This window comes from Enterobacter sp. PI-10 (assembly GCF_027947695.1).
Classification (GTDB): domain Bacteria; phylum Pseudomonadota; class Gammaproteobacteria; order Enterobacterales; family Enterobacteriaceae; genus Enterobacter; species Enterobacter vonholyi.
The window spans coordinates 12532-39036 of record NZ_JAJNOG010000014.1 but is presented as its reverse complement, the minus strand read 5'-3'; the positions used below and the strand labels follow the sequence as shown (position 1 = coordinate 39036).

The 26505-nt window shown below is 55.8% G+C and carries 22 protein-coding genes, 2 tRNA genes and 1 other annotated feature (1 of these 25 only partly in view); of the genes, 10 read left to right on the top strand and 14 right to left on the bottom strand.

The window, feature by feature from the left end:
- Nucleotides 1-74: 74 nt before the first annotated feature.
- The 3 genes from ldtA to LRM19_RS20570 form a co-directional block, all read right to left on the bottom strand.
- On the bottom strand, nt 75-971 hold the full coding sequence (gene ldtA / locus LRM19_RS20580; protein ID WP_271369721.1) for a L,D-transpeptidase: 897 nt from the start codon (nt 969-971) through the stop codon (nt 75-77).
- Between the two features lie 61 nt (nt 972-1032).
- Entirely contained in the window at nt 1033-3726 is a 2694-nt protein-coding gene (locus LRM19_RS20575; protein WP_271369720.1) for a cation-transporting P-type ATPase, read from the bottom strand.
- Between the two features lie 47 nt (nt 3727-3773).
- Nucleotides 3774-4205, bottom strand: a complete 432-nt coding sequence (locus tag LRM19_RS20570) for a universal stress protein (RefSeq protein WP_127731568.1) — start codon at nt 4203-4205, stop codon at nt 3774-3776.
- A gap of 396 nt (nt 4206-4601) precedes the next feature.
- Here LRM19_RS20570 and LRM19_RS20565 point away from each other — a divergent pair, with 396 nt between their 5' ends.
- From LRM19_RS20565 to LRM19_RS20555, 3 genes are read left to right on the top strand one after another with little or no spacing between them, the layout of a single operon-like run.
- Nucleotides 4602-5687, top strand: a complete 1086-nt coding sequence (locus tag LRM19_RS20565; protein ID WP_271369719.1) for an efflux RND transporter periplasmic adaptor subunit — start codon at nt 4602-4604, stop codon at nt 5685-5687.
- Nucleotides 5687-8749, top strand: coding sequence for an efflux RND transporter permease subunit (locus LRM19_RS20560; RefSeq protein ID WP_271369718.1), 3063 nt, complete (start codon nt 5687-5689; stop codon nt 8747-8749). The genes LRM19_RS20565 and LRM19_RS20560 overlap by 1 nt, the downstream gene beginning before the upstream one ends.
- A complete protein-coding gene (locus LRM19_RS20555; RefSeq protein WP_271369717.1) occupies nt 8746-9711 on the top strand; it encodes an acyltransferase in 966 nt (321 codons plus the stop codon). Before LRM19_RS20560 ends, LRM19_RS20555 begins: the two co-directional genes overlap by 4 nt.
- Here the strand turns inward: LRM19_RS20555 and pagP are convergent.
- The gene (pagP, locus tag LRM19_RS20550; protein WP_045403108.1) at nt 9708-10283 is read right to left on the bottom strand and encodes a lipid IV(A) palmitoyltransferase PagP; all 576 of its coding nucleotides are present in this window, start codon (nt 10281-10283) and stop codon (nt 9708-9710) included. The genes LRM19_RS20555 and pagP overlap by 4 nt on opposite strands.
- Before the next feature lie 254 nt (nt 10284-10537).
- On the opposite strand from pagP, the gene shiA reads away from it, so the two are divergent.
- From shiA to LRM19_RS20535, 3 genes are all read left to right on the top strand, one after another.
- Complete coding sequence (shiA, locus tag LRM19_RS20545; protein ID WP_271369716.1) at nt 10538-11851, top strand: shikimate transporter; 1314 nt, start codon at nt 10538-10540, stop codon at nt 11849-11851.
- A 73-nt stretch (nt 11852-11924) separates the two neighbouring features.
- A complete protein-coding gene (locus LRM19_RS20540) occupies nt 11925-13379 on the top strand; it encodes an AMP nucleosidase (protein ID WP_111966061.1) in 1455 nt (484 codons plus the stop codon).
- Nucleotides 13380-13397: 18 nt separating this feature from the next.
- Nucleotides 13398-15170, top strand: coding sequence for an aminopeptidase P family protein (locus LRM19_RS20535; RefSeq protein ID WP_271369715.1), 1773 nt, complete (start codon nt 13398-13400; stop codon nt 15168-15170).
- A 136-nt stretch (nt 15171-15306) separates the two neighbouring features.
- Here the strand turns inward: LRM19_RS20535 and LRM19_RS20530 are convergent.
- Together LRM19_RS20530 and emmdR are read right to left on the bottom strand one after the other, a co-directional pair.
- Nucleotides 15307-15382, bottom strand: a tRNA-Asn gene (locus LRM19_RS20530).
- Between the two features lie 103 nt (nt 15383-15485).
- Nucleotides 15486-16940, bottom strand: coding sequence for a multidrug efflux MATE transporter EmmdR (gene emmdR / locus LRM19_RS20525; protein WP_127731578.1), 1455 nt, complete (start codon nt 16938-16940; stop codon nt 15486-15488).
- A 161-nt stretch (nt 16941-17101) separates the two neighbouring features.
- Between emmdR and LRM19_RS20520 the strand changes: the two genes are divergently transcribed.
- Nucleotides 17102-17177 (top strand) — tRNA-Asn (locus tag LRM19_RS20520).
- A gap of 53 nt (nt 17178-17230) precedes the next feature.
- Nucleotides 17231-17566 (top strand): gamma-glutamylcyclotransferase family protein, encoded by a 336-nt coding sequence (locus LRM19_RS20515; protein ID WP_271369714.1) that lies wholly within the window; start codon nt 17231-17233, stop codon nt 17564-17566.
- A 46-nt stretch (nt 17567-17612) separates the two neighbouring features.
- On the opposite strand, the gene LRM19_RS20510 is transcribed toward LRM19_RS20515, so the two are convergent.
- The 4 genes from LRM19_RS20510 to dacD form a co-directional block, all read right to left on the bottom strand.
- On the bottom strand, nt 17613-17948 hold the full coding sequence (locus tag LRM19_RS20510; protein ID WP_008499467.1) for a DUF496 family protein: 336 nt from the start codon (nt 17946-17948) through the stop codon (nt 17613-17615).
- Between the two features lie 158 nt (nt 17949-18106).
- The gene (locus LRM19_RS20505) at nt 18107-19165 is read right to left on the bottom strand and encodes an FUSC family protein (RefSeq protein WP_271369712.1); all 1059 of its coding nucleotides are present in this window, start codon (nt 19163-19165) and stop codon (nt 18107-18109) included.
- A gap of 92 nt (nt 19166-19257) precedes the next feature.
- Nucleotides 19258-19731 (bottom strand): DNA gyrase inhibitor SbmC, encoded by a 474-nt coding sequence (sbmC, locus tag LRM19_RS20500; protein WP_149367481.1) that lies wholly within the window; start codon nt 19729-19731, stop codon nt 19258-19260.
- A gap of 119 nt (nt 19732-19850) precedes the next feature.
- Nucleotides 19851-21017 (bottom strand): serine-type D-Ala-D-Ala carboxypeptidase DacD, encoded by a 1167-nt coding sequence (dacD, locus tag LRM19_RS20495; RefSeq protein WP_032646438.1) that lies wholly within the window; start codon nt 21015-21017, stop codon nt 19851-19853.
- 198 nt (nt 21018-21215) lie between these two features.
- Here dacD and sbcB point away from each other — a divergent pair, with 198 nt between their 5' ends.
- The gene (sbcB, locus tag LRM19_RS20490) at nt 21216-22652 is read left to right on the top strand and encodes an exodeoxyribonuclease I (protein WP_414146661.1); all 1437 of its coding nucleotides are present in this window, start codon (nt 21216-21218) and stop codon (nt 22650-22652) included.
- Nucleotides 22653-22774: 122 nt separating this feature from the next.
- Here sbcB and plaP read toward each other — a convergent pair whose 3' ends face one another.
- The 4 genes from plaP to LRM19_RS20475 form a co-directional block, all read right to left on the bottom strand.
- The gene (gene plaP / locus LRM19_RS20485; protein WP_023312362.1) at nt 22775-24133 is read right to left on the bottom strand and encodes a putrescine/proton symporter PlaP; all 1359 of its coding nucleotides are present in this window, start codon (nt 24131-24133) and stop codon (nt 22775-22777) included.
- Nucleotides 24123-24185, bottom strand: coding sequence for a membrane protein YoeI (yoeI, locus tag LRM19_RS21255; protein WP_111966150.1), 63 nt, complete (start codon nt 24183-24185; stop codon nt 24123-24125). Before yoeI ends, plaP begins: the two co-directional genes overlap by 11 nt.
- Nucleotides 24186-24404: 219 nt before the next feature.
- Nucleotides 24405-25334: a LysR substrate-binding domain-containing protein gene (locus tag LRM19_RS20480; RefSeq protein ID WP_115875771.1), complete on the bottom strand. Its 930-nt coding sequence runs from the start codon at nt 25332-25334 to the stop codon at nt 24405-24407.
- Nucleotides 25335-25375: 41 nt separating this feature from the next.
- A complete protein-coding gene (locus LRM19_RS20475) occupies nt 25376-26200 on the bottom strand; it encodes an SDR family oxidoreductase (protein WP_271369710.1) in 825 nt (274 codons plus the stop codon).
- 175 nt (nt 26201-26375) lie between these two features.
- Between LRM19_RS20475 and hisL the strand changes: the two genes are divergently transcribed.
- Complete coding sequence (hisL, locus tag LRM19_RS20470; protein WP_001364200.1) at nt 26376-26426, top strand: his operon leader peptide; 51 nt, start codon at nt 26376-26378, stop codon at nt 26424-26426.
- Nucleotides 26402-26505, top strand: a sequence feature (His leader region) (it continues 20 nt past the right edge of the window). Its footprint overlaps the gene before it by 25 nt.

Here is a 26505-nt window from a genome sequence, read left to right as displayed (position 1 = left end):
CGTCGGGTAAAATTGTCGGGTGGCGGCTTCGCCTTACCCGCCCTACGGGACTCGTGTGTCCCCGCACTATGCCTTTACATGCCAAGCTTCACCGGCATCCCGGACCGCCGTTCCAGTTCGGCTCCTGCCCCCTCGTTTATCAGCTGCGTTCGCTGCGCGGCTGAAATGGGCAGCGGCACTTTACTGGTCGATTCAAACTCCGCGCGGTTGCGTGATAATGGCTCGTGAACTTCCACCCAGCGGCTGCCGTCCGGCTCGGTGGTGACTTTAACCGGCCTGTCGATAAGCTGCACGCGGGTTCCTACGGGAACGTTATCGAAAAGGTATTTGATGTCGTTATTGCGCAGACGGATACAGCCCTGGCTCACCCGTAGCCCGATGCCGAAATTCGAGTTTGTGCCGTGAATGGCATACAGCCTGCCAATATAAATCGCATACAGGCCCATCGGGTTATCCGGCCCGGCGGGTACGAATGCCGGAAGCGTTTTCCCTTCTGCCGCATAGGCACGGCGCGTGTTCGGCGTCGGAGACCAGGTTGGCCCCTCCTGCTTACGCTCAACGGCCGTCACCCAGTTACGCGGAGTTTCGCGTCCGGCCTGACCGATGCCGATGGGCAGAACTTCAACGGTATTGCCGCCAGGCGGATAATAGTAGAGACGCATTTCCGCGGCATTCACGATAATGCCCTCGCGGACGGTGTCGGGCAGAATCAGCTGCTGAGGGATCGTCAGCCGGGTGCCGGATTTAGGCAAAAAAGGATCTACGCCCGGGTTTGCTTCCAGCAGGTTGCTCAGCCCCTGCCCGTACTGCGCGGCAAAGGCTTCCAGAGGCAGCGTGTTACCTTCAGGAACGGTGATGATAATCGGGGTTCCCACCAGACGACTGCCTTCCGGCGGTAGGGTATAGGTTACGGCAAACGCGCCGGGTATAGCGGCACACAGCGCAAGGACGAACCAGGTAAGTCGCATCATAATATCCTGTGCTCAAAAAAGAGAAAGCCCGGGCTCAGGCAGGCTTTCTCAGTTTACGCTATTACGCTTCGGTTTTGCGCCACCTGCGCGTCAGCACTTTCTCCGCCTCGACAATAAGGAACATCACAAAACCAATCAGCAAGGTGATGACCCAGTAGCGGAACGGCAGCGCTTCGGTGCCAAACAGCATCTGCATGAACGGTGCGTAGATGATAAGAAGCTGTAGCGCCAGCAGTACGCCGCTCACGATCCAAATCCCTTTATTCGCCAGCAGGCCTTTGCTCAGCGAGAAGCCATCATTAACGCGGCAGTTAAGCATGTAGAACCACTGCGCGGTCACCAGGGTTTGCAGCAGCACGGTGCGGATAAATTCCGCCGAATAGCCGCGCGGCTGTAGCCACGCTTCCAGCACGAAGGCGCTAATGGCAATCATCAGACCGACAAACACCACGCGCCAGATGGCATAGCCATCCATCACATGCAGATTCGCCTTACGCGGTGGGCGGTTCATGATGTCCTTCTCACCCGCTTCAAACGCCAGGCCAAACGACAGCGTTGCCGACGTCGCCATGTTCATCCACAGGATCAGGACCGGGGTGAGCGGGATCAGGTTCCCCGCCAGCAGCGCGATGATGATCAGCAGGGCCTGCGCGATGTTGCTCGGGATAACGAACAGAATGGTTTTTTTCAGGTTATCGTAAACCCGACGTCCCTCGTGCACCGCACTGGCAATGGTGGCAAAGTTGTCATCCGTTAACACCATGTCGGCGGCTTCCTTGGTGACTTCCGTCCCCTTAATCCCCATGGCGATACCCACATCCGCCCGCTTGAGCGCCGGGGCATCATTTACGCCATCCCCGGTCATGCCCACCACTTCCTGTTTACTTTGCAGGGCCTGCACGAGGCGGAATTTATCCTCCGGGCTGGTTCGGGCGAAAATATCGTACTGTTGCGCGGCGTCGCTCAGCTGACGATCGTCCATTGCCTCCAGCTCGCGTCCGGTGATAGCGCTTGCGGCGTTACCAATCCCCAACATTTGCCCAATGCTCATGGCCGTTTGCGGGTGGTCGCCGGTGATCATTTTCACGCGGATCCCGGCCTGCAGACAGTCGGCAATCGCGGTTATGGCCTCCGGACGCGGCGGATCCATCATTCCTGCAATACCCAGCAGGATCACGCCATCATGGAGGTCCGGGTGATCCAGCTCGCGCTGTCCCTCGCGGGCAGGTTTCCAGGCCGCAGCCACCATACGCAACCCTTCCCGGGCATACTCTTCAATCTTTCCTTCCCAGTAAGGCTGATCGAAAGGCTGCAGTCCGTCATTCGTCTGCTGGTACTGGCAGAGGCGGAACAGGACGTCCGGCGCGCCGGTGATTAAAATCGCCTCTTCTTCGCCCAGCCGGTACAGGGTGGACATGTATTTATACTGCGAATCAAACGGGATTTTGCTGCGCATTTCGGTATCAAGCGGTGGAAGCGAAATTTTCGCCGCCAGCACCTTCAGCGCGCCCTCGGTCGGACCGCCGGTGATTTTCCACAGCCCCTGCTCGTCTTTGATCAGCTGGCTGTCATTGCAGAGGTCGATTGTACGCAGGTAGCGTTCCAGCAGGGAACCCTGCGTCACGCTGACGGGCGTCGGGTCATCTACGGGGTGAATATTCCCCACCGGTTCGTAGCTGTCGCCCTCCACGCGATAGGTCGTGTCAGCGGTAATCACCGCTTTGACCGTCATTTCATTCATCGTCAGGGTGCCGGTTTTATCCGAGCAGATGACCGTCATCGCACCCAGCGTTTCCACCGTAGGCAGCTTGCGAATGATGGCCTTGCGTCGCGCCATGGCCTGTACACCAAGCGAAAGGATGATGGAAATGATGGCCGGCAGGCCTTCCGGCACGGCGGCAACGGCGAGGCTGATAAGCGACAGCACCAGTTCAGAAACCGGCATATCCCGGAACAGGAGGCTAAAGACAAACAGCGCCACCATCATCACCAGGATAGTAATAAAGATGGTTTTACCGAGTTTATCCATCTGCACCATCAGCGGCGTGCGGTGCTTTTCAATGTCGGACATCATCTGATTGATGTGGCCAAGCTCGGTCTCGCCCCCGGTTGCCACCACCACGCCTTTACCGCCGCCGGAGCTAACGGTGGTGCCTGAGTAGAGCAGATTATACCGGTCACCTAACGGCAGTTCCCCGCTTAACGCATCGCTGTTTTTCTCAACAACGGTGGATTCGCCGGTCAGGATGGCCTCCTCCACGCGAAGGTTATGCGCTTCAATCACGCGCAGGTCCGCAGGAATACGATCCCCGGCACGGATCACCACGATATCTCCCGGCACCAGCGACGTGGTGGGGATCGTTTCATGGTTCCCCTGTCGTACCACCACGGCTTCGCTGGAGAGCATATTGCGAATACTCTGCAACGATTTTTCAGCATTGCTCTCCTGGATATGGCCAATCAGGGCGTTAATGATGGCAACCCCAAGGATCACAAACATGTCTACCCAGTGGCCCATAAAGAGCTTAAGCAACGCGGCCACCAGCAGAACGTAAATCAATACATCGTTAAAATGCGCAAGGAAGCGCAGCCAGGCGGGTTTGCCCTTTTTTTGCGGCAACGCATTCTCACCATGCTGCTGAAGTCGGGCTGATGCCTCAGTGCCGCTAAGTCCTTCCAGAGTGGAGTGGATATTCGACAGGGTTTCGTCAACGGTTTGTTGATAATACGGACGTTCAGGTTTTCCTGTTTTCATCGTTCCTTCCTCAGGTTCTATTCAGAAATCACCTTGCTTTCATGTAATTAACGAATAACGAAAACAGGAACATGGGCGTAACGGACAATACTTGCCGCCTCCGAACCTAACAAATGGGTTTGAATATTGGGATTTCGAGAGCCGACAATAATCGCGCCAGCAGCAAGTTCATCCGCCAGCTTAATAACCTCATCACGAACATTTCCGCTACGAACATGGAGATGGACACGATCTTCCGGCAGATTCAATTTTTTGACCAGGTCAGACAGTTTTTCTTTCGAATTATTAATCATATATTCATCCATCTTGCGCGCATCTGAAATAAAACCGCGCGTCAGTTCGGCTGAAAATTTGGGCATGACGTGCAGCAAATGAATGTCACCCGATGCGCTTTGCGCCAGAAAATGTGCATGCTGCAACGCTTTATCCGCCAGGCTTGTCTCGTAGACATCCACCGGAACGAGAATGTTTTTATACATATCGAGCATCCTTTTTATAACCAACACGAGAGTGAATGAAGCAAAAAAACGCATTAAATGCAGGGGGTTGCCCTTAATGCCAGTTACGGTAAAAAGAGATGGATGATATTAAACGTAGCACAGGAATATCAGGTTTAGCGCTTGCCCACTGATAATGGTTATTTAACATTTATCTTTTCGCAGACTATGCTCATAGTCAGCCACCGCTTCCGGCTCATGGAGGAATTTATGTATGGTTTAAGCCTGATCCGCCTGGGTATGTTTATCGCGCTTGCTATTATCGCCAGCACGGCGATTGGTTTATTTACCTATATGGTCGTCACTGTTCTGGCTGAATAGTGTCACCCCTGTCCAGGTTATGGAATAAATAAAACAGTTATTTATTAGGGGAATACAGTGAACCGCTACCTCTCTCTTTTACCGTTCGTTTTGTTAACGCTCACGGCGTGCGACCCGAAACCCAAGCAAGCGTCCCCCCTGCCCAGGATGGTAAAAGTGGCGGAGGTGACGGTTCCCGGTCACGCCCAGCAGCGCGTTTTCCCCGCCCGCATTGAATCGGGCGATGCTACAGACCTTTCCTTCAAGCGCGCAGGCCAAATTGAAGTGCTCGATGTACGTCAGGGCGCAGTCATCAAGCAGGGTCAACAGCTTGCAAGATTGAATGCCCGTGAAGCCCAGCAACGGGTTAATGACAGACAAACGGCGGCGACGCTGGCCCAGAGGCAATTCGATCGCTTCCAGACGCTGGCGGGCCGCCAGGCGATTTCGAAAGCCGAAATGGACGTGCAGCGTGCGAACCGCGATTCTGCGAATGCAGCGCTACAGATCGCCCGAGAAGAGTTGAATCAAATGACGCTTGTCGCCCCCTTCAGCGGGACGGCGGCCAGCGTACATGTCCGAAACCATCAGGTGGTGTCTGCCGGTCAGCCCATCGCGACGTTAACCCGCACCGACCTGCTGGACGTGGTGTTTAGTATTCCTGAGAACCTGTTTAAGACCTTTGATATTCGCAACGCGCAGTATCGCCCCGTGGTGAGAATTAACGCCATTCCGGATCGGGAATTTACCGCCGTCTACAAAGAGCACTCGGGCAGCAGCGACAGTAATAGCCTGACCTGGCAGGTAATACTAACCATGCCGCGGCCAGATGATTTTCCCGCCGTCGGTGGCGTAAGCGGTACGGTGACCATTAATTTAACCAACCTCCCTGCTGGCGCAGGCGCTCAGGCGCTGGTCGTACCGGTTGAGGCCGTCTTTAACCCGGACAACAGCCCGCGCAATGAGCCGCACGTCTGGGTCGTGGCAGGAGAAGGCGACGCGCTCCATCTTGAAGACCGCAAGGTCAGCGTAGGTCAAGTGAGTAGCGAAGGCGTGACGATCGTCAGCGGGCTTAAAGCGGGCGAACGCGTGGTTGCCGCAGGCGTTGGGGAACTCCATGCTAACCAGCCGGTGCGTATCTGGACGCGTGAACGGGGACTGTAATGGATATTTCTCGTCAATTTATTAATAACCCCGTACGCGTCTGGCTAACGATTCTGCTGCTGGGCATCGGGGGTATTTTCGCCCTGTTAGATATCGGCAGGCTGGAAGACCCCGCTTTTACCATCAAAACCGCAGTGGTGGTCACCCACTACCCCGGCGCATCCGCTCAGCAGGTTGAAGAAGAGGTGACGCTTCCGCTGGAGAATGCCCTCCAGCAGCTGCCTTATCTGGACAACGTGAGCTCCATCTCTTCAAACGGTCTGTCGCAAATCACCGTTAACATTGCGTCACGCTATCACTCGAACGAACTGCCGCAGATTTGGGATGAACTGCGCCGCCGCGTGGGCGACGCCTCGCGTCAGTTCCCGCCCGGCGTCGTCACGCCCTTTGTAAATGACGATTTCGGCGACGTATTCGGCTTCTTCTTCGCCATTTCCGGGGATGAATTCAGTAATCCTGAACTGGTGAGATATGCGGAACAGCTGCGCCGCGAGTTAATTCTGGTTCCCGGGGTTGCGAAGGTCGCCATCGGCGGGGCCATTAGCCAGCAGGTCAACATCGATATCTCTCTGACCAAAATGGCCGCGCGCGGCATTACGCTGAACCAGCTTTCCGCTCTGCTCAGCAGACTTAACGTCGTTTCCAGCGCCGGAGAAATCACCTCCGGCAGCGAATCCATTCGTCTGCACCCGACCGGTGAGTTCGAGAATCTGGATGAACTGGCGGATCTCATCATCACGCCTTCCGGCACCGGTGCGGCGACGCGTCTGCGGGACATCGCCACGCTGTCGCGCGGGCTAAACGAATCGCCAGCCAGTATCTACCATGCCAACGGTAAAAAAGCCGTCACCATGGGCGTCTCGTTTATTCCCGGCGTGAATGTGATCGACGTGGGCCACGCGCTGGAGGCGAAGCTAAACCAGATGTCGGCGGAAAAACCGGCAGGCATACAGATAGACCTGTTTTACGATCAGGCAGCCGAAGTGGGCCACTCTGTTAACGGTTTTATTATTAACTTTCTGATGGCGCTGGCGATCGTCATCGGCGTGCTGCTGATCTTTATGGGGGTGCGCAGCGGGATAATCATCGCGGTTTCTCTGGCCCTTAACGTGCTGGGTACGCTGCTGATTATGTATCTGTGTGGCATTGAGCTGCAGCGGATCTCGCTCGGGGCGCTGATTATCGCCCTCAGCATGCTGGTGGATAACGCCATCGTGATTGTCGAAGGGGTGTTGATTGCCCGGCAGCAGGGCTCACCGCTGTTAACCGCCGTTAATAATATCATCCGCCGCTCCGCCCTGCCGCTGCTGGGGGCGACGGTGATCGCCATCCTGGCGTTTGCGCCTATCGGGCTGTCGCAGGATTCCACCGGGGAATACTGTAAATCCCTTTTCCAGGTGCTGCTGATTTCCCTGATGCTGAGCTGGTTTTCGGCGCTCACCCTCACCCCGGTGCTGATTAAGTGGTGGTTGTTTAAAAACGACAGCGCGCCGGATAACGCCGACGAGTCAGATCCTTACGACAAACGTCTCTACCGCCTCTACCAGCGCCTGCTTAACACGCTGCTGCACCATAAGGCACCGACGCTGGTAGTGATGGCCGCCCTGCTGGCCGCGTCTGTCTGGGGGTTTGGCGCGGTGCGGCAAAACTTTTTCCCGTCGTCCAACACGCCGATTTTCTTTGTCGACCTGTGGTTACCCTACGGGACCGATATCAAATGGACCGAGAAAATGACCGGCGATATTGAGAAAACCATCACTGGCCAGCCCGGCGTGGAAACCACCGTCTCTACCATCGGTCAGGGGAGCATGCGCTTTATTCTGACCTACAGCGGACAGCGGCAGTACAGCAACTACGCGCAGATCATGGTGCGCATGGATGACCAGCGCAACATCGCCGCTCTGACGCGCTACGTGGATGAGTACATCGCGCGAAACTATCCGCAGGTCAACGCCAGCACCAAACGGGTGATGTTTGGCCCCTCCGGCGACAGCGCCATTGAAGTGCGTATTAAAGGCCCGGATCCTGACAGGCTGCGCCTGATTGCCAGCCAGGTGGACGATATTCTGGCGCGCGACCCGGCCACGGGCAGCGTCCGAAACGACTGGCAAAACCGCAGCAAAGTGATCCGTCCGCAGTACGTCGCCGCGCTGGGACGCGAGCTTGGCGTGGATAAGCAGGACGTCGACAACGCGCTGGAAATGAATTTCTCCGGCAGCCGGGCGGGGTTGTATCGGGAAGGCAGCGACCTGCTGCCCGTGGTGGTGAGGCCCCCGGAAAGTGAAAGGCTGGATGCCAGCCACCTGAACAACGTGCTGGTGTGGAGCCAGGCGCGGCAGCAGTATATCCCGCTGAGTAACGTCGTCAGCAGCTTCTCGCTGGAGTGGGAAGATCCGCTCATCCTTCGACGCGACCGCTCGCGGGTACTGACGGTTCAGACGGACCCGGACCCGCTTAGCCAGCAAACCTCCGGCGATATTCTCGCCCGCGTCAAGCCGCAAGTGGATGCCCTTACCCTGCCACACGGCTACAGCATCGAGTGGGGAGGCGATGCGGAAAACTCCAGCGAAGCGCAGCAAGGACTATTCACAACGCTGCCCCTCGGGTATCTGGTGATGTTTGTCATTACGGTGCTGATGTTCAGCTCTGTAAAAAATGCCGTCGCAATCTGGCTGACCGTACCGCTTGCGCTGATTGGCGTCACGCCAGGATTTTTAATTACCGGCATTCCCTTTGGCTTTATGGCGCTGATAGGTCTGCTGAGCCTGAGCGGAATGCTCATCCGCAACGGCATCGTGCTGGTGGAAGAGATTGAACAGCAGAAAATGCAAAAGGATCAGCACAGCGCGATCGTTTATGCCGCCACCTCGCGCCTGCGCCCTATCCTGCTCACCGCGTTCACTACCGTACTTGGCCTGGCTCCGCTACTGCTGGATGTTTTCTTCCAGAGCATGGCCGTTGTGATTATGTTTGGACTGGGGTTTGCTACAATCCTGACGCTGCTGGTACTCCCCGTGATCTACGCGTGTTTCCATCGTAAGGACGAAGCCAAACAACAATGAATGCGACAGGGCTGAACATTATCAAGACGCTGGGCTGTATGACGGCGGTGACCTTCTTTACCATCTACAACACCTGGGATCATTATGATTATGACTATCACTGGATCCTGGGGTTTTTAACCTTTATCTCGACCATCGCCACGCCGCTGTTTTTTGTGGTGTCGGGCTATCTCGACGGACAATCCCGGCACGGCACGCGCTGGCAGCTGGGTAAAATTAAAAGCCTGGTGATTGTTTTTCTGTTCTGGATAACGATCTACTACCTGTGGGAGCCTTATCAGCGCGGGTATTTAATCCAGCCCTGGTTCGTGTTCGCCTTTGTCGTAATTTACACCTTCCACCCGGTGGTGGAGTGGCTTAGCCAGCGGAGATCGCTGCTCAGCGGCACGATTGCTGCCCTGCTGTTCTTTTCCTACGGATACGATCTGTTATCGGCGCTTTATCCTGAAACGCACGTCCTTTCTCTTTCACCGCAGTATCGGCTGTGGACGTGGCTGCTGTTTTATCTGACGGGGCAACTTTTCTGCGACCCTAAAATCGCCGAGTGGATAAGCCGCAAAAATGTAGTCAGGACGGCGGTTATCGCCATCCCGTTTATCTATCTCTTCACCTGGTTTTACGAGCGCCACTTCTTTTTTGCCCTGTTTAAGGCCGACAGAAACGCCTTTATTCTCACCGGCTCGCAGATCTACATCCTGATTATTGCCCTGGTGATTGCGGCGAACGGCGTGCGCTTTCGCCGCAATGCTGAATTCAAGGAGTCCATTCTGGCCGCCATCAGCAAAACGATGACCGGCGTATATATTGTGCACTACTCGGTGTTTCATCTGCTGACGGCGCTGATACCGGTGACCTCTCTCGGAATGAAGCTGGCGCTGATTGTGCTTACGTTCGTCACCTCTGTTCTCTTTTCCATGCTGGTATTGTCTAACGCCGTGGCAAAAAAGGTGATCACCCTTTAAAAGCCTAAGCGCAGCCAGGCAAAAAGCACGTTGCCGTTGTTATAGGTTCCAGGAATATAGGTGAACTGGACGGTAACGCGCTTGTAGCCGGCAGAGAACAACGGGAAAATGAACGGTAGCGGTACATAGTTTGCAAAATCATCTCGCGCCGTGATGCCCGCTGCAGCACCGAGCCCAAGGCGGAAATCTTTGGCATTATCCAGATACCAGCCCTTCTCCCAGCCATAGCCCATCGCGGGCTGCCATTCGTTGTGCGAGTCCTTGAACATCATCGCGAAAAGCGCGCTCCAGTTGCCCTCTTCGTTATAGCGGGAAACGCCCAGGCCACCGCCCCACGGCATTTCGTTGTACTTATCGGTTTTTTCTTTGTCGTACATAAAGCGAGCGTGCCAGCTCAGAAACGGCAGGTACAGATCGTAACGTTGAGGCTGCTCCCAGGTTTGCGAAATATCGTCCGTCAGCGCGTTCCACCAGCCGCTGATACGCTGTTCACCATAGACGTTGGGCTCCGCATGAAGCGGTGCGACGAATAAAAACAGAATCATCCAGAATGCCGAAAAGGTGCGTTGCATCATTATTCCCTCAGCTTAACTCACGCGGCGGTCACTATTACTGTAAACCATTCAGCCTGTAACGGAGCCAGAAGACACAATTATCTCGCTGCAGGCGAAGATGAAATTTATTTATTCAGCACCTTCAGGAAAGATAAAAACGTTTTCTCGGGCGTTTTGTCGCGGTAGTCTCATAGGTTCCGTTTATATGACGGCGCAATGTGAGTGACCTTTTCTTATACCAATAATTAAAAATTAGTACGGACAGGACAACTATGGACTCCACCCTCATCTCCGATCGTCCCAACGAGGAGACCCCTTCGCTCAATCGTGCCCGCCGCGCCGCACTCGGCAGCTTCGCGGGTGCCGTCGTCGACTGGTATGATTTTCTGCTCTACGGCATTACCGCCGCGCTGGTGTTTAACCGCGAATTTTTTCCGCAGGTCAGCCCCGCGATGGGCACCCTCGCCGCGTTTGCCACCTTCGGCGTCGGTTTTCTGTTTCGCCCGCTGGGCGGGGTGATCTTCGGCCACTTTGGCGACCGCCTCGGCCGCAAGCGCATGCTGATGCTTACCGTCTGGATGATGGGGATCGCCACGGCGCTGATTGGCATTCTCCCGTCGTTTTCCGCGATTGGCTGGTGGGCACCGGCATTGCTGGTGACATTACGGGCGATTCAGGGCTTCGCCGTGGGCGGTGAATGGGGCGGCGCGGCGCTGCTATCCGTTGAGAGCGCGCCCAAACATAAGAAAGCGTTTTACAGCAGTGGCGTGCAGGTCGGATACGGCGTGGGTCTGCTCCTTTCTACCGGGCTGGTCTCCTTGATCAGCCAGCTCACCACCGACGAGCAGTTCCTGAGCTGGGGCTGGCGCATTCCGTTCATCTTCAGCATCGTGCTGGTCATCGCCGCGCTGTGGATCCGTAACGGCATGGAGGAGTCGGCAGAGTTCGAAAAGCAGCAGGAAAAACCGGCCGTCAAAAAAAGGCTGCCGGTCATGGAGGCACTCGTCCGGCATCCTGGCGCTTTTCTGAAAATTATTGCCCTGCGCCTGTGTGAACTGCTGACGATGTATATCGTCACCGCGTTTGCCCTGAACTACTCGACGCAGAATCTCGGCCTGCCCCGTGAACTGTTCCTGAATATTGGCCTGCTGGTCGGCGGGATCAGCTGCCTGACTATCCCCTGCTTCGCCTGGCTGGCTGACCGGTTTGGTCGCCGTCGCGTTTACATCACCGGCGCGCTGATTGGAACCCTCAGCGCCTGGCCGTTCTTTATGGCGCTGGAGGCGCAGTCTGTTTTCTGGATTGTTTTCTTTGCCATCATGCTCGCTAACATCGCTCACGATATGGTGGTCTGCGTGCAGCAGCCGATGTTTACCGAGCTGTTCGGCGCCAGCTACCGCTACAGCGGCGCGGGCGTGGGCTACCAGGTCGCAAGCGTGGTTGGCGGCGGGTTTACGCCGTTTATTGCCGCTGCGCTGGTGACCTTCTCCGGCGGCAACTGGCACAGCGTGGCGATTTATCTTCTGGCCGGTTGCCTGCTGTCGGCGGCAACGGCGCTGCTGATGAAAGAGACGAGCCACCGCTGATCTCACTTTTGTTTCACAGGCGTGTGACATACTATCGGGTAGAGTCGCACACCTGTGGAACAAGGAGACAGAGATGAATAATAAGGGCTCCAGCCTGACCCCGGCTCAGGCGCTGGAAAAACTCGACGCGCTGTATGAACAGTCCGTCAACGCGCTGCGCAGCGCCATCAGCGAATATATCGAAACAGGGAAACTCCCCGACCAAAAGGCCAGAACCGAGGGCCTTTTTGTTTATCCATCGCTCTCTGTGACCTGGGACGGCAGCGCCAGCAGTAATCCCAAAACCCGCGCCTACGCCCGTTTTACCCACTCCGGCTGCTACAGCACCACCGTCACCCGCCCTGCGCTGTTCCGCCCGTATCTTGAAGAACAGCTTACGCTGTTGTATCAGGATTACGGCGCGCACATTTCCGTTGAGCCCTCGCAGCATGAGATCCCTTATCCGTACGTGATTGACGGTTCGGCGTTAACTCTTGACCGCTCCATGAGCGCGGGGCTGACCCGCCACTTCCCGACCACCGAGCTTTCGCAGATTGGCGATGAAACGGCAGACGGGATTTATCACCCGGCCGAATTTTCTCCTCTGTCGCACTTTGACGCCCGCCGGGTCGATTTCTCCCTGGCGCGCCTGCGCCACTACACCGGTACGCCAGTCGAACATTTCCAGCCGTTCGTGCTCTTTACCAACTACACCCGCTACGTTGACGAATTTGTCCGCTGGGGCTGCAGCCAGATCCTCGACCCCGAAAGCCCGTATATCGCGCTCTCCTGCGCGGGCGGGATCTGGATCACCGCGGAGACCGAAGCGCCCGAGCAGGCTATCTCCGATCTGGCGTGGAAAAAACACCAGATGCCCGCCTGGCACCTGATCACCGCCGACGGTCAGGGCATTACGCTGATCAACATCGGCGTCGGCCCGTCAAACGCCAAAACCATCTGCGACCATCTGGCGGTACTGCGCCCCGACGTGTGGCTGATGATTGGCCACTGCGGCGGCCTGCGCGAAAGCCAGCTGATTGGTGATTACGTGCTGGCCCACGCCTATCTGCGTGATGACCACGTGCTTGATGCCGTGCTGCCGCCGGATATCCCAATCCCGAGCATCGCCGAAGTGCAGCGCGCGCTGTACGACGCCACCAAAGAGGTGAGCGGCATGCCGGGTGAAGAGGTCAAACAGCGCCTGCGCACCGGTACGGTCGTTACGACGGATGACCGCAACTGGGAGCTGCGTTACTCCGCATCGGCGCTGCGCTTCAACCTGAGCCGCGCGGTGGCGATCGATATGGAGAGCGCCACCATCGCCGCGCAGGGATATCGCTTCCGCGTTCCGTACGGCACGCTGCTGTGCGTCTCCGATAAGCCGCTGCACGGCGAAATTAAGCTGCCCGGCCAGGCCAACCGTTTCTACGAAGGGGCTATCTCAGAGCATCTGCAAATCGGCATTCGCGCCATCGACCTGCTTCGGGCGGAAGGTGACAGACTGCATTCGCGCAAGCTGCGCACCTTCAACGAGCCGCCGTTCCGCTAATAACGATAAGGAAAAACAATGTCCAGCACATCACCGCTCTCTGCCCTGCGCCACTGGCTTGAGGCCAGCCATCTCGACGGGATGATCGTCCCGCGCGCGGATGCATGGCAGAGCGAATACTGCGCGCCGTACGACGAAAAGCTGGCCTGGCTGACGGGCTTTGACGGCTCTGCCGGCGTCGCGCTGGTACTGAAGGATAAAGCGCTGCTGTTCGTTGACGGGCGCTATCAGGTCCAGGCCCGCGTTCAGGTGAATCTGGACGAGATTGAAATTCACCACCTGCACAACGAGCCGCTGGCTGAATGGCTGGCAGAAAACGTTGAGTCAGGCACGCGCATCGGTTTTGACCCAATGCTGATGACGAATACCGAGTTTACGCAGCTGTCTGCCACACAGTGCGCGCTCGTGCCGCTGAACGCGTCACCGTTTGACGCCTTATGGACCGATCGCCCTGCCGCACCGGCTGGGCTTATCCGGGAAATGCCGGTTGCGATAAGCGGTGAAAGCAGCGCTGATAAACGTCAGCGCGTCGCCGCCGTGCTGGCCGCGAACAATGCCGACTATCTCGCCGTTACGCTGCCGGATAACATCGCCTGGCTGTTAAACGTGCGTGGCGCGGATATTCCATACAGCCCGGTACCGCTCTCCTTTGCCCTTCTTGGACGTGACGGTCACGTTGAGTGGTTTGTTAACGACAACAAGCTCGGCGCCCTGCCTGAATACGTCCGCAGTGCGTTCACCATTGCGCCACAGAAGGCCTTTGTCGAACGCTGCCAGCAGATTGCTGAAGGCAAACGGGTGATGGTGGATGCCGATTCCGCGCCGGTTGCCCTGCGCTTCGCCATTGAACCACGGGGGGAGATTGTCTGGCGGACCGACCCCATCACCCTGATGAAAGCCACTAAAAACCCGGTAGAACTGGCAGGCTATCGCGATTGTCATTACCAGGACGGTGCCGCGTGGGTCAACTTCCTCGCCTGGCTGAGCCGCGAAGTGCCGCTTCGCGAGGCGGCAGGAAATCCGCTAACAGAGCTGGAAGTCCAGGCGCAGCAGCTGGCGTTCCGCAAACAGCAGCCGGGGTTTATCGAGCAGAGTTTTGCGACCATCTCCGCGTCTTCGAGCAATGCGGCGATGTGCCACTATCATTCGAGCGAGGCCAGCAATAAGCCTATCGGCCATGACCATTTTTACCTGAACGATTCCGGCGGTCAGTACGCTAATGGCACCACTGACGCCACGCGCACGCTGGCATGGGGTAAAGTCGCCCCAGAGCAGCGCCTGCACTACACCGCCGTGCTGAGAGGCTTCCTGTCGCTGATTACCCTGCAGTTCCCTTCCGGGACTCAGGGACATCAGCTGGATGCGTTTGCGCGTCGCCCGCTGTGGGAGATGGGGCTGGATTACGATCACGGTACGGGGCACGGCGTGGGGCACCAGCTGCTGATCCATGAGAACCCGCATCGCATCGCCAAAAAGGTCAACCCGTGGCCGCTGGTGGCGGGCAATATCATGACGATTGAACCGGGATACTATCTGGGCGATAGCCACGGTATTCGTATTGAAAACCAGGTGGAGATTGTGGAGAGCCGCCCGGGATTCTGCAAATTTGCCTCGCTGACGCTTATCCCGATCGACTTAAGTCAGGTTGAGCTGCATCTGTTGAGCGAGCAGGAAAAACAGTGGCTGGATGCGTATCACCAGCAGGTCCGTGAGGCGCTGTCACCGCTGGTGAACAGCGATGCGCGTCCGTGGCTGGTAGAGGCGACGGCGCCGGTTCGCGTCAAACAGTAGTTCGGTTTGTTGCCCGGTGGCGCTGCGCTTGCCGGGCCTACAGTCCCGTAGGTCGGGCAAGGCGAAGCCGCCACCCGACAATTTTACCCGGCGCAGAAAAGCAAAAAGCCTGCTTCAAAAGCAGGCTTTTTAAATTTGGCTCCTCTGACTGGACTCGAACCAGTGACATACGGATTAACAGTCCGCCGTTCTACCGACTGAACTACAGAGGAATCGTGTGAACGGGGCGCATATTATCGATGCTCCCCCGGGATGTCAAAGGCAGAATGCATATTTCCGATCGTTTGCCGAATTATTCTCCACTTCGCACAATTGTCAGGCATTTTTCCGCGGATATTTCCACAGCCAGCGCCCGCTGACCATCCGCCAGTAGAACAGCGCCCCACGTACGGCCCAGTCGAGGAACATCCCCAGCCAGACGCCGACCACTCCCCATCCGAGCATAACCCCAAGCGTATACCCCGCCACAACGCGACATCCCCACATGCCGAGCATCGAAACCCACATCGCAAAGCGGGCGTCGCGCGCCCCCTTCAGCCCGGCGGGCAATACCCATGAGGCCGCCCAGATGGGCATAAAGGCCGCGTTGAGCCAGATGAGGATCTTAACGACCTCTTTAACGTCGTCTTCGTGGGTATAAAACGAGGCCATCAGCCCGGCAAAGGGCGCAGTTCCCCAGGCGATCAGCGTCAGTCCAATGGTCGACAGCCAGAAAACATGCCGCAGCTGCCGCTCCGCCTGGCCTATCTGCCCTTTCCCGAGCCGTTTACCGGTGATGATGGTCGATGCCGACCCCAGCGCGTTACCCGGCAGGTTAATCAGCGAGGCGATGGAAAAAGCGATAAAGTTACCGGCGATCACGTCGGTGCCCATCCCGGCGACAAACATCTGCGTCAGCAATTTCCCGCCGTTAAACAGCACCGACTCAATGCTCGCAGGAATACCGATCCCCATCACTTCCCAGATAATGGCGAAATTAAAGGGGCGGAAATAGCTTTTCAGCGTGAGGCGCAGCGAGGGGGTGATCCCCGCCATCAGTACCCCGATGATGGCTGCCGCACCGATATAGCGTGAAATGGTTAAACCCAGTCCGGCACCGACGAAGCCCAGCCCGTCCCACGAGAACACGCCGTAGATCAGCACGCTGCTGATAATGATATTGAGGATATTCATCCCGCCGTTGATCAGTAGCGGAATTTTGGTGTTGCCCGCCCCGCGCAGCGCGCCGCTGCCAATAAGGGCAATGGCCGCTGCCGGATAGCTTATGACGGTCATCTCCAGGTAGGTCAGCGCCAGGTCTTTAACCTCGTTCGTGGCCTCCCCGGCGACAAAGTCGATAATCTCTTTACCAAAATAGTGGATCACCGCCGCCAGGACGATCGAAAAAATGGTCATGATCATCAGCGACTGGCGGGCCGCCTCGCGTGCACGTTTGGGATCCAGCTTGCCGAGGCTAAAGGCCACCACCACCGTCGTCCCGAGGTCTATGGCGGCAAAGAACGAGATCACCACCATGTTAAAGCTGTCCGCCAGCCCAACCCCAGCCATCGCCTCTTTACCCAGCCAGCTCACCAGAAAGGTGCTCAGAACCCCCATCAGCAGAACGCAGGTATTTTCCAGGAAGATAGGCACAGCAAGAGGGGTGATTTCACGCCAGAACAGGACACGATAGCTTTTACGTTTTGCATACCATGGCGTGCGCGTTATCGCCTGGCGTAAGGAGGCAGTGACGTTCAAAATGGACCTTAGCGAGAAAAGTTGAAACTCCATTTCAAATGATGGGGGACAAATGCTAATCCTGCAAAGTATTTTCCAGAAAAAGATGTGTGGATTTACAACAAACTGACGACAGAATCAGCAATCGGTCGATTTTCCCTAAGATCAGGTTTGACAAAACTTTTTTCGCCGCTAAGATAAGCCTCCACAACGATTCCTCTGTAGTTCAGTCGGTAGAACGGCGGACTGTTAATCCGTATGTCACTGGTTCGAGTCCAGTCAGAGGAGCCAAATTTAAAAAGCCTGCTTTTAAAGCAGGCTTTTTGCTTTGCGGATGAGGGAAAATGAACGCTCTGTTTGTCTACGGCACGCTGCGCCCGGGCCACTCTAATGCGCATATTCTTGAGAACATCGGCGGCGAATGGCTGGCCGGTTCCGTATCCGGCACGTTTTACGAACGCGGCTGGGGCGCTGCGGCGGACTTCCCGGGGATCGTGCTCCACCCTGATGGTCCCCGCGTCGAAGGCTATCTGTTTATCTCTGATAACCTTGCTGCACACTGGCAAATGCTGGATGAATTTGAAGACGGCTATGACCGGGTTGAGGTCACCGTGACCACCTCTGAAGGCAAGCAGGTTCAGGCCTGGATTTATCAGCTACAGCCGCGTTCTGAGCCATAAAAAAGGCTCTCTGTCACCAGAGAGCCTTTTTCACGATTCGCTGCGATTACTCGCTTTTTGCTTCGCCGTTTTTGATTTCGCCCATCACTTTCAGCTTCTTGGAAATGTCGCGACGCTCTTTGGACAGCTCTGCGTTTTTGATGATGTAGTCATCAACGCGGTCTTCATAGTCGCTCTTCATGCTGGCGATGATGCCCTGGATAGCTTCAACGCTCATGCCTGGCTTGATGTAGTCGCTCAGGTTGTCGAGTAGCAGAACACGTTTCTGGTTGTCACGGATCTTCTTCTCAACGTCCTGGATTTCACGCTGCAGTTTGTTTTTGCGGCGGAACAGGCGGACGAATTCCAGAACATCCTGGAACGAAGGCTTGGTAGTTTCCATTTTTACACCCCTGATAATGTGAGAGTCGGATTCGTTAAGGCAACCGTTGTAACAATAACCTTACTGACAGCGGCTGCGAATGACAATGAGTATATCGTTTAAAGCTATCATAACCCCAATTGCTGCTGAATCGAAGCAGCAGCCGTCACATACGCCTTTTATTTGCGCAGCGCCCGGCAAATAAGGTGCGATAACAGCTCAAGCTGCCGCGCCAGTTCCATGCTCAGCCAGACGTAGCCATGAATAGGCGTTTCAGCCACGTTATCGCTCTGGCGTTCATTGATTAACTGCTTCAGCTCCGCGACGATCTCATTCAGTCGCTCGCTGTTGGCCAGTATCGGCTGCGGGTTGCCTTCATAAAGCGCATGAGCGATGGTCAACAGCGTTTGCTGCGTCATCTGCTGAGTCTCTTTGAGGGTCTGCGCATTAAGCATCAACAGATGGCTGGGACGCGAAGCCCAGTGGGCGTTGATTTGCAGTTCAAGCATGCAGACCAGGTTGCGGCTTACCGTCTGGATAGCTTCGAAAATCGATTTTTGAATGCGGGTTTCTTTGCTGGCGGGCGTGATCAGGCCGCGCATTTTAACCACGTCGTTAAGGATGGTTTGCAGGTGGTTTTCCAGCCGCGGGCGCTCGACCAGATTAGGGGAAAAACCGGCCTGATAAACGCGGTTAAAGGCGGTAACGTAGTTAGCCATCTGAATACGCCAGTGCAGAAAAGCCCGCTGCGGCCAGATACCGGTAAAAAGCATGGCCAGCAGTGACCCCAGGATGACATCCCCGCTTCGCCACAGCGCCGTGGTCATATCCCCGGCGGGCGCCCCAACAACCACCGCGAGAGTAATACCAATCAGCAGCGCCTGATAGGGCTTTTTGCCCAACGCCAGCCAGCCGCAGAGGAACATAGCGGCACCGCACCATGCCAGCATCACCGGAAATGAGATGAGCTCCAGCTTCAGCGCAATAAGACCCAGGGCAGAGCCTAAAACCGTCCCGCCAATTCGTTCAAAGGCGCGCGGGACCACGTTCCCCCAAAACGAGATGGGCCCCATCACCACCACCAGCGTGATCAGCGGCCACGTCCCTTCCGGAACGTCCAGCAAACGGACCAGTACAAACGTCAATACGAAAGCCAGCGCGATGCGACACCCGTGCACAACGCGGTAATGTTTATACAACCGAATTTCAAAAGGAGTTAATGATTTGTCGGGACGCACACCCGCTCTCCAGCTACACGGCAAACCACAATTGTACTGTGTTTTCAGCCGGGCGGATCAATCCCGGCTGAAAAACCCTTCATTTAGCAGGCTTAAACCGTTTTATGCTCGACGGCGATATACATTTCGATATCCCAGTAACCGTCCGCATTGCCGTCATTGAGATAGCGTTCGAAGCAGGGCTTTAGCGCCATCTGGTATTTATTGTCCTGCAGCAGGGAATTGAAGAACTGATACCAGGGCGTAGCGAAGTCGTAGTTTTCCACGCGAGCCGTCGCCACGGCATAGTCCCCGGCCGCGATTTCCGTCATCATGACGCCTTCGCTGTTTTCCGGAATAACGAAATCGTCCGGTACGGTAACGGCCGTATCACAGCGCAGTTTTTCTGCCGGGACTTCATCCGGGTTATCGTAATAGACCGCAACCCACTCCAGCGGCTCAATGTGACGCCCGTCAACCCACATGACCAGCTGTTCAAAGCCCTGCTTTACCGTGTGTTCCCACGGGCCGACCAAATGAAAACCGGCAATCTTACGTTTCTGTTGCTGCTTAATGCTGTAGTCCATGCTGCCTCCATTTATTACTGTATATTTATACACTATAAAACTGGATTATCATTATCAGCAAACGAGGAGTGTTTATTATGTGAGCAGACTCGCAACCCTGCCAGTCTGCTCAGCAGGACTTATAGCGTGTGATGCAGGTAATCGCTCAGTCGAGAGAACAAGCCGCCTTTATCAACGGCTTCCAGCGTTACCAGCGGCCAGTGGGCTACCACTTTGTCGCGGTCATAGAGCTGGATTTCTCCGACCCGCTGATGCGCGGCAATCGGCGCTTCCAGCTCTTTTTTATCCAGCACGTATTTGGCTTTGATGTTCGGTACCTCCGCTTTCGGCAAGGCCAGCCAGAAGTCCTGGTCGGTTCCCAGTTTCACCTGTTCCTTGTCGCCGTACCAGATGCGCTCCGTCCCCACTTTTTTTCCGCTATGCAGGATCTGCACCGTATCGAAATTCTGCTGTCCCCAGTGCAGCAGTTTTCGGGCCTGGTCCTCACGCCCTTTCGGGCTGTCCGCCCCCATCACCACAGCGATTAAACGGCGCTGGCCGTCTACGGCAGACGCAATCAGGTTAAAGCCAGCCCCCGAGGTATGCCCCGTTTTAAGGCCGTCCACGTTCATGGTTTTATCCCACAGCAGGCCGTTACGGTTTTGCTGGGTGATCCCGTTCCAGGTCAGGCTCTTTTCGCTGTACATATGGTAAAACTCAGGCTCGCCGTGGATGATGGCCCGGGAGAGTACGGCCAGGTCATAGGCGGAGCTGTGCTGGCCCGGCGCGTCCAGCCCGTGGACGGTTTCAAAATGCGTATCGCGCAGGTTCAGCTTCTGCACGTAGTCGTTCATCATTTTCACGAACTGCGGCTGCCCGCCCGCCACGTGATCGGCCAGCGCCACGCAGGCGTCGTTGCCGGAATCGACTATCAGGCCGCGGCTCAGATCGCGCACGGAGACGCGATCGCCCTCTTTCAGGAACATCAGCGACGAGCCGTCAAAAACCGGGTTTCCTTTTGCCCAGGCATCGCGCCCTACGGTGACAATATCGTCCGGCGTAATGCGGTGGCTATCAATGGCCCGATCCACCACATAGCCCGTCATCAGCTTGGTCAGGCTCGCCGGATTACGTTGTTGATGTTCGTTGCCCGCCGTTAAAATCTGACCAGTCGTGTAGTCCATCAGCACCCAGGAGCCAGCCTGAATGGCCGGAGGCTGCGGCGAAAAATCCAGTGGTTCGGCCGCAAAAGCAGATGAGACACTCGAAGCGAGTAAAGAAACAGCAATAAACAGACGGCGTTTCAACGGTATATCCTCAGGTCAGTAAAAATCGATGACCTTTTTACGGGAGTTCTGATGTCGTTACCTGGCTTAATTGCAAAAAAATGTGACAGAACGCAGATTTTTCTCTGAAGCTGGCGCGCAAATTTGCCGCGCGTCGGTGCTTTTTATTCGGTCTGACCCGCGCGATCGTTTACCATAGTGACGTCATTTTTTAACAGGATGGTATTACTGGTGTCTGACTCTGCCGCTCGCCCGACTTTTTTGTTCCACGACTACGAAACCTTTGGCACTCACCCGGCGCTGGACCGACCGGCGCAGTTTGCCGCCATCCGTACCGACGACGAATTCAACATTATTGGCGAGCCCGAGGTCTTTTACTGCAAGCCTGCGGATGACTACCTGCCGCAGCCCGGCGCGGTCATGGTTACCGGCATCACCCCTCAGGAAGCGCGGGAGAAAGGCGTTAACGAGGCAGAGTTCGCCCGACGCATTCACGATCTGTTTACCGTTCCCAATACCTGCGTGGTTGGCTACAACAACATCCGCTTCGATGACGAAGTGACGCGCAATATCTTTTATCGCAACTTCTACGATCCCTATGCCTGGAGCTGGCAGAACCGCAATTCACGCTGGGATTTGCTCGACATCATGCGCGCCTGCTACGCCCTGCGTCCTGAAGGCATTAACTGGCCGGAAAATGAGGAAGGGCTGACCAGCTTCCGGCTGGAACACCTGACGCGCGCCAACGGTATCGAGCACAGCAACGCCCACGACGCGATGGCGGACGTCTATGCCACCATTGCCATGGCGAAGCTGGTGAAAAGCGCACAGCCCCGGCTGTTCGAGTATCTGCTCAGCCATCGCAGCAAGCAGAAGCTTATGACCCTTATCGACGTACCGCAGATGAAACCCCTGGTGCATATTTCCGGCATGTTTGGCGCATGGCGCGGCAATACCAGCTGGGTTGCCCCGCTGGCGTGGCATCCGGACAACCGTAATGCGGTCATCATGGTGGACCTGGCGGGCGATATTTCACCCCTGCTGGAGCTCGACAGCGATACCCTGCGCGAACGTTTGTACACGCCGAAGAATGAACTCGGCGATCTGCCCGCGGTGCCGGTCAAACTGGTGCACATAAATAAATGTCCGGTACTCGCTCAGGCGAACACGCTGCGCCCGGAAGATGCTGACAGGCTGGGCATCAACCGTCAGCACTGCCTCGATAACCTGAAAGTGCTGCGCGAAAACCCGCAGGTGCGCGAGAAAGTGGTTGCTATCTTTGCCGAGGCGGAGCCATTCGTGCCGTCTGAAAACGTGGATGCCCAGCTCTATAACGGCTTCTTCAGCGATGCCGATCGCGCGGCCATGAATATCGTTCTGCAAACCGAGCCGCGTAACTTACCGGCGCTTGATATCACCTTCGCCGATAAGCGCATCGAAAAGCTGATGTTTAATTACCGCGCGCGTAATTACCCGGGAACCCTGGATGAAGCAGAGCAGGAACGCTGGCTGCAGCACCGTCGCAACGTATTTACCCCAGAGTATCTGCACAGCTACGCTCAGGAGCTGGAAATGCTTTATGGCCAGTATGAAGGGAATGCTGAGAAACAGGCACTGTTGAAATCCCTGTTCCAGTACGCGCAAGAGATAGTCTGAAAGTCAGAAATAAAAAAACCGGAGGCGATAGTCTCCGGTTTTTTTTGCCCTGCGGCGCTGCGCTTACGCGGGCTTACAGGTTTTGTAGGTCGGGTAAGGCGTAGCCGCCACCCGACACAGTCTTACGCGACGTCTTCGTACTGCGGAACCGGGTTACGGAAGCTCTTCGTAACGCAGGCCAGGTAAATCAGGCCGATACCCGCCCAAATCAGGCCAAGCACCATCGAGCTCTCTTCCAGGTTAACCCACAGCGCGCCCACGGTCAGGGCACCGCACATCGGCAGGAACAGATACTGGAAGTGATCTTTCAGCGTTTTGTTACGCTTTTCACGGATCCAGAACTGAGAGATAACCGACAGGTTAACAAAGGTGAACGCCACCAGCGCACCAAAGTTAATCAGCGCCGTTGCCATCACCAGGTCAAAGTTAATTGCCAGAAGCGCAATCGCACCGACCAGGATGATGTTCATCGCCGGGGTACGCCAGGTTGGATGCACGTAGCCGAAGAAACTTTTCGGGAATACGCCATCGCGGCCCATTACGTACATCAGACGCGCAACGCCTGCATGCGCGGCCATACCGGATGCCAGTACGGTGATGGTGGAGAAGATCAGCGCGCCAACCTGGAACGCTTTACCCGCCACATACAGCATGATTTCTGGCTGAGACGCATCCGGATCCTTGAAGCGAGAGATATCCGGGAAGTACAGCTGCAGGAAATAGGTCGAGAAAATAAAGATCAGACCGCCAATCAGCGCCGTCAGGAAGATGGCGCGAGGAATCACGCGCTCTGCATCTTTCGTTTCTTCAGACAGGTTGCTGATCCCGTCAAAACCGGTAAAGGAGAAGCACAGAATTGTTGCCCCGGTAATCATCGGGATCACATGCGCATCACCAGACCAGAACGGTTTGCTACTCGCCAGCGTACCAGCACCTTCACCGTGGAACACGCCATAGATTACCATGCCAAGAATAACGGCAATCAGGACAACCTGAAGCACAACGATAACGGAGTTAAAGTTGGCAACAGACTTAATGCTGCGCAGGTTGAAGGCCGTCATAAAGGCCACCAGCGCCACGACGAACATCCAGGATGGAATCGATGGCACCAGCGCTTCAAAATAGATTTTTGCCAGCAGAATGTTGATCATCGGCGCGAACAGGTAGTCGAGCAGCGAAGACCAGCCCACCATAAAGCCAACCGTCGGGCTGATGGATTTCTGTGCATAAGTGTAGGCGGAACCGGCAGACGGATAGCGGCGAACCAGCTTACCGTAGCTCAGCGCGGTAAAGAGGATCGCAATCAGCGCGAAGCCGTAAGCCGTCGGCACATGACCGTCTGTGAGGCCTGATACGATACCGAATGTATCGAACAGCGTCATCGGTTGCATATAGGCCAGGCCCATCATAACAACCGGAATCAACGTAAGCGTTTTACGTAATTCCACGCGAGAGGTGTTTGGAGTTGCGTTATGCGACATAGTTATTCTCCTTTAAGGTGATAACCGCCACGTAAGCGAAAAATTGCCCCATTTGTTTCTTCCTCAGCGACAACAACTGTCGGATTTTAGTAAATATCTATCCGGTACGAAGCCCGGCCTCTTGGTTTTTAGTTTCGTTTCGTACATGCAAAAAAAAATAACCGACGCCTTTTATATCGTCGATTATTCATTTGGTTGCAGCGGCGGCATTTTGCCCCACATCGGATACAAAAGGCAATACTTTGCAACGCAGCGGGTAATTTTCTTTTTGCTAACTGGCTGATTTCTCGACGCTGCCCTGAGCATAAACAGCGGCGATAGCACTATTTGCTAAAATTTCGTCGCGCCACCAGGCACTGGCCAGCCCGGCGGTCTGTTCATTCCAGCCCACCCACACCGACTCATGGCTGTTTTGAGCAAGTACCTGTTTTTCAACAAGCGCACCGCTGTCAATAAACCGCTGCGCCAGATAGCGGGGCAAATAGCCGCAGCCCAGGCCGCTTATTTGCAGCTCCAGCTTGGTTTTAAAGTCGAAAACGGTGATGGCCTCCTGCTCATCAAGCAGCTGTGAGGAGGCCGAACATTCCGGACGAGAGCTGTCCCCCACCACAATCGCGCGGTAGCCTTTAATCACGCGGCGGTTAAGCGGCTCAGGCTCCTGAGCCAGGGGATGATGGGGCGCCACGGCAAATACCTGCTCCAGCACGCCCAGCCGGGCAAAACCAAAATCGCTCAGCTGGGGAGGCTCATGGAGTGCACCGACAAAAATATCCGCCCTGCCCTGGGTTAAAGCATCCCAGGAGCCACCCAGCACGCCATTTATAAAGATAAGACGGGTCACGCTGTGATGTTGATAAAAAGCTTCAATCAGCGGCGTCAGGAGAGAAAATGGAAAGGTATCATCCACGCCAATAACCAGCTCGTTTTCCCATCCCTGATGGAGCTTAACAGCCTGTTTTTCCAGCTCGCGAACGGTATGCAGAACTTCGCGGCCTTTTTCCAGCAGCATCTGTCCGGTTCGGGTAAAACGTGCGCGGTGCCCGGAGCGATCGAGGATCTGAATATTGAGATCGCTTTCCAGTTTTTGAACGGTATAGCTCAACGCAGACGGGGTTTTGTAGAGCTTTGCCGACGCAGCGGCAAAGCTCCCCTCTTTTTCCAGTGCATCCAGAATAATAAGAACATCCAGCAGCGGTTTCATGCTCGCCCCCTTCTGGTGTGCGATCGTCTCCGCTGCTGGTCTTATTCCATGGGCATCACCAGCGGATCGGGATACTGATACTCAAACCCCAGCTCATGACAAATGCGATTGCCATCAACAATTTTGCCTTTGCTGTCATCTTTTGCCTCACTAAAGACCGGCGGAGCCAGGCCAAGCTGACGTGCCATCAGCGGGTAAAAGGTGCTGCGCGCTGGATGAGACGGTGCACATATATTATAGATGTGTCCGCCTTTCGGAGCCTGTAAGAGTAACTCAATCGCGCCAATAACATCCTCAAGATGGACAAGATTCACGCCGTGCTGGCCGTCTGGCGCCGTCTTTCCGGCAAAAAAGCGTCCCGGATGGCGTCCAGGCCCCACCAATCCCGCCAGACGAAGGATATCAACCTGCGTGCCGGGAAGATTATGCAGCCAGTCTTCCAGCTCTTTCAGGACCTGACCGCTCGCCGTAACGGGACGGCGCTCGGAGCTCTCTTTTACCACACCTTCAGCATCGCCATAGACCGACGTCGAGCTGGTGAAAACAATGCGCGGTACGTGATGCGCCAGCGCGCTGTCGACAATCTCCTGCATCGCCTGCAGATAAAATGATTCGCCCGGTCCGCTGCGCCGCGCGGGTAGCGTAATCACCAGCGCATCCACGTTCATCAGCGTGTCCAGATCGTCCGCATCACACACCAGCTCCGGCTCCAGACGCAGTTCAACGCCATCAATACCGCACATGCGCGCCGCTTCGACCCCATCTCGGGTGGTCTTGCTCCCGGTCACCTGCCAGCCTTTCGCGGCTAATGACATCGCCAGCGGCATTCCCAGCCATCCTAAACCGACAATCGCGACCTTTTTCATGCGAATTCTCCTGACTCTCACTCGTCTTTCATAAGGCTACGCCAGCCCGGCAGAACACACAATTCATAGCATCAATATGAAATGAATTAATGATCAAAAAAAGCCCTTGCAATATGTCGTACAACTGGTTTAGGTTAAAAGACATCAAATGAATAAGCATTCATCGAGAATTTATATGACACGCGTTCAATTTAAACACCACCATCATCACCATCATCCTGACTAGTCTTTCAGGCGATGTGTGCTGGAAGACGTTTGGATCTTCCAGTGGTGCATGAACGCATGAAAAAGCCCCCGGAAGATCT